The following is an 8,082-nucleotide window of genomic DNA, read 5'->3' as shown; positions in this document are numbered from 1 at the left end:
AAAACCACAAATCCAATCAAGACTGGAATCATTTTAGCAAAAAAGCCGGTGTCCTCGTTACCATATTCATAATCTTGCTTAATTTCAGGAGATTTTGCCTCTAGCTGTAATTGTGGAAGAGCTTGCTTCACACGAGTTAATAATTGATTGGTGTCTTCACTGGCGATACTCGTGCGTAATACTTGTCGGGTCACCGAAGTTTTAGAGGCATCTGTATTGGCATAGTCTACATGGTACTCCCCATCCTTATAAGAGATAACTGCATCTACTTTTTCATCGTTTAAAGCCTCTTTGGCTTGATCTAAGTCTTTGTAAGTTTTCACACTGACATGGTCTAAGTCATCCATTCTACTTACCAAACTAGTTGGTAGATCCTGCGTTGCTATCTTGACGTTCACGGTTGTACTAGCCGAAAACATGAGGTTCATCAACCACATGATAAAGACTGGAGCCACAAACATCATGGCAAGGGTTCGTTTGTCACGAAGCAATTCTTTGATAACTTTTTTTTGCAATGGCAAGGGTTCTCATCTCATTCTCCTTCTGCTTTCAAAAAGACTTCTTCAATGCTTGAAACGCCATAAGTTTCTTTTAGCTTGGATGGTGTATCAAAAGCAATGATTTTACCGCCCAACAAGAGGCCGACCTTATCTGTCAGCTCTGCTTCATCCATGACATGGGTTGTAACCAATATTCCTACCTCATTGTCTCTGAGTGTAATTAACTCTTTCCAGATTTTCCTACGAAGAGAAGGATCGATTCCAACAGTTGGTTCGTCCAAAATCAAGAGCTGCGGATTTCCTAAGAGTGCAATGGCTAGCGATAAACGTCGTTTCATGCCTCCAGAATAACCTGATACCGCCTTGCTTAAGTGGTCTGTTAGCTCTACTACTTGAGCCACATGAGCAATTTCATCCTTTAAGGCTTTTTTGTAGAGACCTTTGAGCTGACCGAAAAATTCCAAATTTTCTTGTCCTGATAAAGCTTCATATAAAGCATCTGACTGGGCCATATAGCCTATATCTCCCAGAATATGACGATTGGGCATGGTCTGGTCTAAGACTAAAGCGATACCGCTATCTGCCTTTTCCATCCCTAACATGATTTTAATCATGGTTGATTTACCAGCACCAGAAGGACCGATTAGACCAATAATTTCCCCAGACTGTAATTCAAAACCAACGTGGTTTAACACAAGTTGTTGACCAAAAGATTTTTGTAAATCTTGTAAATGTAGCAATGTTTTCATATGCATCCTCCTTAGTGAGTATTTACTCACTTTCGATTACAAGTGATATTGTAGTGAGTGTTCACTCACTTGTCAAGTGGAAAATTTAACTTTTTTCAGAAAAGTCATAACCACCCGTTTTCACGGGTGGTTATGACTGGACTAGCTCTCTCCCTTCATTTCTCTGCCTATCCAACCATTGTCATCACAATCGCGACCTTGATGACCTTAGCAAGGGAAGTTTATTTCACACATTTTTTATATAAGCCAAACCAAAAAATTCTAGCAGAAATCATCTACTAGAATTTTTCTCGTTACTCAAGTACAATCATAGCCTTGATGGTCTTGCGTTCATCCATGTCTTTATAAGCTTGATCAATCTCGTCCAAGCTATAGCTATGGGTGAAGACACGTCCTGGATTGATGTCGCCATCCAGAACAGCTTTTAACAAAACTTGTTTATCATAGGTTGTGACAGATGCTGGTCCGCCACCAATCGTTGTATTTTGTCCAAAGGTTGATCCAATGGCACGATTTTCATAGTGTGGAACACCAACAAATCCCATACGACCACCATTGTGAAGCACCCCAAGTGCTTGATCCACTGCTGCTTCAGTACCCACACATTCAAGAGCTGCATCTGCTCCTCCCCCAAGGATTTCACGGACCTTGGCAATGCCTTCTTCCCCACGCTCAGCGACGACTGCTGTCGCACCGAACTCCAAGGCCATTTGTTGACGGTCTTCGTGGCGACTCATGAGGATGATTTGCGATGCACCACACATCTTAGCTGCAATGACAGCACATTGGCCAACAGCCCCATCCCCGATAACGACAACCTTGTCGCCTTTTTGCACATTAGCCACACGCGCCGCATGGTAGCCCGTCGGCATAACATCTGCTAGCGTCAAAAGTGACTTGAGCATGCCTTCGCTGTAATCTGAAGGTTGACCTGGAATTTTCACAAGTGCCCAATTGGCAAAATGGAAACGGATATACTCAGCCTGTACGCCACCAGACCAGTTGGTGCCGATATGGCGGTCACAAGTCCCATCATAACCGGCACGACAGGCATCACACTCTCCACAACCATGGGTGAAAGGGGCGATAACAAAGTCACCTGGTTTTACAGTAGTGATGTCTTCACCAACTTCTTCGACGATTCCGATAGCCTCATGACCGCTATTTCTATGCCCTTCTTCAATTTCGGGATTACGGTAACTCCAGAGGTCAGATCCACAAACGCAAGTACGAACAATGCGGATAATGGCATCATCGGCTGCCTCAATTTGCGGACGATTAATTTCTGCTATACCAACTTGCCCAGCTTTTGTATAAACTGCTGATTTCATTTAAAATTTTCCTTCCTTGTAATATTTTATTTTGAGATTTAATCGATTTAAAGCAGCCTGTAACTGAGACAAGCGCTCTTCTAATTTTTTCTTTTCCTCTTCTAAGATACCAAGCCTTTCCTCTCTCGTTTCATCCCCCTTTTGGTAGAGCGACATATAGTCAACTAAACTGTCTACCGAGACACCTGCCGAACGAAAACACTTAATAAATTCCAGAGCTTCTATGTCATGTTCTTTAAAATCACGAATCCCCGTCGCGGTTCGAGTAATTGGTGGTACAAGACCAACCCGTTCATAATACCGAATCGTATCCGCTGAAATTCCCAACAAATCACTGGCTGATTTAATATTCATACACTAACCTCCTCTCATTTTATTCACTGAGTTTAAGCTATTCTAACTCACTTATCTTATTATATAACTTCGAGTTGACTCTAAGTCAATCATTTGGCATCTAATAGAAAAATTTTTTTAGTTAACAATCATATTTATGAGGTCTATACAGAGCTCTTATAGTACCAAACTATAAAAATATTTAAACAGGAAAGAAAAAAACTCTAGTTCAAATAACATAGGCACTCAATCATTCTTCATTTTGTACTAATGAAATCCATGTTCCTGCTCACTCTCCACTTCCAACTCTTCAATATTTCTCTTATGGACTCGGTGAGTCGCCAGATCTTCATCGACCTCAATGGTGACGTTTTGAAAACCACAATCTTTAAGCAAGGTACGAATCGCTTCTTTACAGACCTCCATATGCTTGACATGCTCCAGACAAACATGGACAATGGCGTTCTTTTCCAAACCATCCATGGTCCAAAGATTGAGTTGATTGATACTAGCGACATGGTCCAACTCTGCCAAATTTTTCTTGATCTTCTGTATATCTACTCCTTCTGGAACGGCATCGAGGAAAATCTTAAGCGTGCTCCAAAAACGTGGAATAGCTTTTGACAAAATAAAGATGGAAATAGCTAGAGATAAGAGCGGATCTAGGATATACCAGTCGGTAAATCGGAGAACAATGGCCATTAGGATGACAGCCACCCAACCCAAGGTATCTTCCAGAAAGTGCAGACTAAGAATGGATTCGTTCTGGGTTTGCCCTTTGCGAATGACGAGACTCGCCAGCACATTTATGCTGACGGCTATGATTCCTAGCCAGATAATTCCCTCATCGTTGACTGGTTGTGGATGAAAGAGTTTCGTTATATTTCCCAAAATAACCAGAACGGACCCTGTCATGAGAATCACTACTGTTACCATGGCCCCTAAAAGGCTAAAACGCTTGTAGCCCAAGGTATAGTGGCTATCTTCTTCACGATTGGAAATACTCTCCAAAAAGGCGGAGATCCCAATCGCAATCGCATCCCCCAAGTCATGAACGGAATCAGCAAGGACTGCACTGGAACCAAAAATCCCTCCCGCAATAAACTCGACAATGGCATAGCTAAGATTCAAGAAAAAGGCCAACCAGACCGCATGTTTTGACTTCATAATCCTATTTCCTTTGCTATAATAGATTCATGAACATCCTGTTCATTATCATTATCTAACATTCACTACAGAAAGGATAGGCGCAAACTGTTTAGGGTGTACGTTACTGAACAGTTTGTTCAAAGTGTCCAAATGACAGCTAAGGATCGTCGCATCACCAAAACTCGAAAAGCTATCTATCAGGCTTTCTTACACTTACTCAACCAAAAAGACTATGAGGCCATCACGGTTCAAGAAATCATTGACTTAGCCGATGTGGGGCGCTCAACTTTTTACAATCATTACGAGAGTAAGGAGTTACTGCTGGATGAACTCTGCCAAAAGCTCTTTCACCATCTCTTTGAGCGTGCTGAACACCTCTCTCCACAAGACTACCTGGCTCATATCTTCCAGCATTTCAAGAAAAATCAAGACCATGTGACCAGTCTCTTGCTCTCCAAAAACGATTATTTTATCCGGCAACTGCGAAAAGAGCTAGAACATGATGTCTACCCGATGGTGGCTGATGAACTGATCAAGGCCCATCCAAGCATCCCCCACTCCTATCTCAAACACATGGTCGTTACCAATTTTATCGAAACCCTCAGCTGGTGGTTGAAAAAAGGCAAGTCCTATAGCGAACAAGAAGTTGTCCAGTTTTATTCGGAGATACTACATGCAAACTCTAAATGAACCTCATAACGTACCAATCAATCTTTATTGCTCCTCTTTTATCACTTTAACACTTATCTTTGTCAATCATTCTCTTTCATTTATAGTTATTCATAAGAAGAGTCACAAACTAAGTTAAGTAAAGATCTTAACACTATCACATTACATTTACCTTAAGTATCCTAGTTAAGAAAACAAGTTTGCTACTTTTTTACCTTATTTCAGTCTTCTTAGCACTTGTTTTTGTCCTGGTTTATTTATCAGGTAGCCTTTCAAAATTAAGAAAATGTAAGAATACTCTAGGAAATCGGCTTCTCCTTTTCGGAAGTATGCTTGCGATCTTATTATTTATCCTCAACTTCTTTTTGCTGATTATCGCACTATCTCTTTGGCTGATTGGTTGTGGGTGATTTACGACGGATCCTATTGGAATGGCAAACGAAAAGAAAACTTCCATCCAGCCCACCATCTGATTCGAATTGAAACCGTACTGGTACTTACTATCTTGTTAGCCTTACTATAAAAAGAATCACCAAATCGCGACCATCGTCAACCAGAAAATCACTCAAAAATTAATCGAGAAAGTCCCTATGACGGCTATCGCAGACAGTCTATCTGTCTCTACTTCGACAGTCATTCGTAACTGGAAACTCATTCAACAGGATAGTAGTAAACTCAGCGATAGACGTTCTTATCCCCCGACTTTTCGCTCACACTTGACCAATAAAGAGATTTTAGAAAAGCTGCTTTCATACTCTCAAGAACTTAGAAAGCACTATGACCTCTTACAGGCAGATACCTATATCATGGCGGTGATTAATAACTAACATTTGGATACTCTAACAGAGCTGAGTGAGTTGGATAGGAAGGCTGCTTTCTTCCCCAATGATTAATGAATCAATATAAGTATTTTATAAGAGGCATTTAAGGAAAAATTTAACTTTTCCTTAAGCCTTTTTTATTTTAGGATATTATACTAGAGCCATCAAATAAAGAAAAACTCTAAGGAGAATCCTATGAAATTCAATCAAAATCAAAGATATACTCGTTGGTCTATTCGCCGTCTCAGTGTCGGTGTTGCCTCAGTTGTTGTGGCTAGTGGCTTCTTTGTCCTAGTTGGGCAACCAAGTTCTGCACATGCCGATGTCGTCAATCCGACCCCTGCTCAAGTCGTACCAGACGCTGCTTCGGTGAGTGAAAAGAGCGACTTACCAGCTGAACTTCTCAAAGAAGCAGTCGATACAGCTCTTCCTTCAGAACAGGTAAACTCAGCACCTAAAGCAAGCTTGGATACTACAAGCTCTCCAGAAAAAGCGGATGTGACTGCTGAAGACCAAGTAGTAGCACCAAAAGAAAAAGTGCAAGCAAAATCAGAATCTAAGAAAGAAACAGAAGATGTGGTTGAACCTGCGACAAATCCTGCGCCTGCCGTCTCTGGACAAGACCGTGAAGCAAGTGAAGCTCAACCAGCAACCACCCCAGCTGAAGTTCAAAAAGGTGTGGCCGACAACACTAAAGATACGGTTGATGTTCCAGCTACATACTTGGACAAGGCCAATTTCCCTGGTCCATTCACAGCCGGTGTTAACCAAGTCATTCCATATGAATTCTTCGCTGGTGACGGTATGTTAACTCGTTTGATTTTGAAAGCCTCAGACAAGGCTCCATGGTCAGACAACGGTTCAGCTAAAAATCCGGCTCTCCCACCAGTAGAGAACTTGGGTAAAGGTCTTTACTTCTATGAAGTGGATTTGGCAGGCACCCAAGGAAAATCTGATAAAGAGTTACTTGACCTCTTAAAACAAAACGGTACGCAAAGCTATAAAGCTACCATCAAAGTGTACGGTGCGAAAGATGGCAAGGCCGACTTGAGCAACCTTGTAGCGACTAAGGATTTGGATATCAACTTGAACGGCTTAACCACTCCAGCTGAAGTTCAAAAAGGTGTGGCTGACAACACCAAAGATACAGTGGATGTTCCAGCTACATACTTGGATAAAGCTAACTTCCCAGGCCCATTCACAGCCGGTGTCAACCAAGTCATTCCATACGAATTCTTCGCTGGTGACGGCATGTTGACACGCCTTATCTTGAAAGCCTCAGACAAGGCTCCATGGTCCGACAATGGTTCAGCTAAAAATCCGGCCCTTCCACCAGTAGAGAAATTGGGCAAACGCCTCTACTTCTACGAGGTAGACTTGGCCGGCACTCAAGGCAAATCAGACAAAGAACTTCTTGACCTCTTGAAACAAAACGGCACTCAAAGCTATAAAGCTACCATCAAAGTCTACGGCGCTAAAGATGGCAAGGCTGATTTGAGTAATCTAGTAGCGACTAAGGATTTGGATGTCAACTTGAACGGCTTAACCACTCCAGCTGAAGTTCAAAAAGGTGTGGCTGACAACACCAAAGATACAGTGGATGTTCCAGCTACATACTTGGATAAAGCTAACTTCCCAGGCCCATTCACAGCCGGTGTCAACCAAGTCATTCCATACGAATTCTTCGCTGGTGACGGCATGTTGACACGCCTTATCTTGAAAGCTTCAGACAAGGCTCCATGGTCAGACAACGGTTCAGCCAAAAACCCCGCCCTTCCACCAGTAGAAAAATTGGGCAAAGGCCTCTACTTCTATGAAGTAGATTTGGCCGGTACCCAAGGCAAATCTGATAAAGATCTTCTTGACCTCTTGAAACAAAACGGTACGCAAAGCTACAAGGCAACTATCAAAGTGTACGGTGCAAAAGACGGCAAGGCAGACTTGAGTAATCTCGTAGCGACTAAGGATTTGACAGTGAACTTGAATGGACATCAGTCTCTTACTCCTATGCAATCAAGCTTCGTCCCATCTTCTAATGGTTCAGCTATGCCGGCTCCAATGATGAATAGTCATCAAAATGCATCTAAGATAAACGCTCAAATGCCAAGTGCTCATCAAGATGAGATGAAATCCAAAATGCTAGTTGCTAGCCAAGATAAGATGATGCCTAACAAAGAGCAGGACAAAACCATGAATGCTAGCCAGCCTATGGTAACCTCAAGCAAAATGTCTGATGAAGGCAAGATGGCAGCTAATAACAAGGCATCAAGTCCAATGATGGCTGATCAAATGAAAGGCAAAAAAGACATGCTTCCATATACTGGTGAAGCTCAAACATCAATGGCTACTCTTGGATTCTTTGGATTAGCCTTGGCCGGCCTGCTAGGTGGCCTCGGTTTGAAAGCTAAAAAAGAGGAAAATGACTAGTCTTGCTACAGACTTCCTATCTAGGATTTGAAAAATCCAGATATCGTTTAGAATGTTCGTAAAGAGATTAAAATAGTGTTATACTATTGTGGTATAACACTGT

At 42.0% G+C, this 8,082-nt stretch carries 7 protein-coding genes and 2 pseudogenes; 4 read left to right on the top strand and 5 right to left on the bottom strand.

Translation table 11 applies throughout. The features are described 5' to 3' along the window. Both RDY04_RS07925 and RDY04_RS07920 read right to left on the bottom strand, forming a co-directional pair. Window positions 1-531: pseudogene (locus RDY04_RS07925) on the bottom strand (ABC transporter permease); the annotation flags it as partial. Between the two features lies 1 nt (window position 532). Further along, on the bottom strand, window positions 533-1,249 hold the full coding sequence (locus RDY04_RS07920) for an ABC transporter ATP-binding protein (RefSeq protein WP_303953483.1): 717 nt from the start codon (window positions 1,247-1,249) through the stop codon (window positions 533-535). Window positions 1,250-1,381: 132 nt separating this feature from the next. Between RDY04_RS07920 and RDY04_RS07915 the strand changes: the two genes are divergently transcribed. Next, window positions 1,382-1,531 (top strand): hypothetical protein, encoded by a 150-nt coding sequence (locus RDY04_RS07915; protein WP_303953480.1) that lies wholly within the window; start codon window positions 1,382-1,384, stop codon window positions 1,529-1,531. Window positions 1,532-1,542: 11 nt separating this feature from the next. Here RDY04_RS07915 and RDY04_RS07910 read toward each other — a convergent pair whose 3' ends face one another. From RDY04_RS07910 to RDY04_RS07900, 3 genes are all read right to left on the bottom strand, one after another. Further along, window positions 1,543-2,580 (bottom strand): zinc-binding dehydrogenase, encoded by a 1,038-nt coding sequence (locus RDY04_RS07910; RefSeq protein WP_303953478.1) that lies wholly within the window; start codon window positions 2,578-2,580, stop codon window positions 1,543-1,545. Continuing rightward, complete coding sequence (gene nmlR, locus RDY04_RS07905) at window positions 2,581-2,934, bottom strand: stress response transcriptional regulator NmlR (RefSeq protein WP_303953475.1); 354 nt, start codon at window positions 2,932-2,934, stop codon at window positions 2,581-2,583. It abuts the gene before it with no gap. A 246-nt stretch (window positions 2,935-3,180) separates the two neighbouring features. Continuing rightward, window positions 3,181-4,080, bottom strand: a complete 900-nt coding sequence (locus tag RDY04_RS07900; RefSeq protein WP_303953472.1) for a cation diffusion facilitator family transporter — start codon at window positions 4,078-4,080, stop codon at window positions 3,181-3,183. Between the two features lie 132 nt (window positions 4,081-4,212). Between RDY04_RS07900 and RDY04_RS07895 the strand changes: the two genes are divergently transcribed. From RDY04_RS07895 to RDY04_RS07885, 3 genes and pseudogenes are all read left to right on the top strand, one after another. Continuing rightward, entirely contained in the window at window positions 4,213-4,752 is a 540-nt protein-coding gene (locus RDY04_RS07895) for a TetR/AcrR family transcriptional regulator (protein ID WP_303953488.1), read from the top strand. Between the two features lie 617 nt (window positions 4,753-5,369). Further along, a pseudogene (locus tag RDY04_RS09635) lies at window positions 5,370-5,522 on the top strand (ISL3 family transposase); the annotation flags it as partial. Between the two features lie 225 nt (window positions 5,523-5,747). After that, complete coding sequence (locus RDY04_RS07885; protein WP_303953469.1) at window positions 5,748-7,979, top strand: SSURE domain-containing protein; 2,232 nt, start codon at window positions 5,748-5,750, stop codon at window positions 7,977-7,979. Window positions 7,980-8,082: the final 103 nt, after the last annotated feature.

The organism is uncultured Streptococcus sp. (assembly GCF_902463925.1).
In the GTDB taxonomy this organism is placed as follows: domain Bacteria; phylum Bacillota; class Bacilli; order Lactobacillales; family Streptococcaceae; genus Streptococcus.
Note: the sequence above shows the minus strand (reverse complement) of the source record. Positions and strands in the feature narration are given on the sequence as shown.

Excerpts from the sequence above, each read along its gene's own strand:
- RDY04_RS07920 (WP_303953483.1), bottom strand. The coding sequence starts at position 1,249 with ATGAAAACATTGCTACATTTACAAGATTTACAAAAATCTTTTGGTCAA.
- RDY04_RS07915 (WP_303953480.1), top strand. The coding sequence starts at position 1,382 with ATGACTGGACTAGCTCTCTCCCTTCATTTCTCTGCCTATCCAACCATT.
- RDY04_RS07910 (WP_303953478.1), bottom strand. The coding sequence starts at position 2,580 with ATGAAATCAGCAGTTTATACAAAAGCTGGGCAAGTTGGTATAGCAGAA.
- nmlR (WP_303953475.1), bottom strand. The coding sequence starts at position 2,934 with ATGAATATTAAATCAGCCAGTGATTTGTTGGGAATTTCAGCGGATACG.
- RDY04_RS07900 (WP_303953472.1), bottom strand. The coding sequence starts at position 4,080 with ATGAAGTCAAAACATGCGGTCTGGTTGGCCTTTTTCTTGAATCTTAGC.
- RDY04_RS07895 (WP_303953488.1), top strand. The coding sequence starts at position 4,213 with ATGACAGCTAAGGATCGTCGCATCACCAAAACTCGAAAAGCTATCTAT.
- RDY04_RS07885 (WP_303953469.1), top strand. The coding sequence starts at position 5,748 with ATGAAATTCAATCAAAATCAAAGATATACTCGTTGGTCTATTCGCCGT.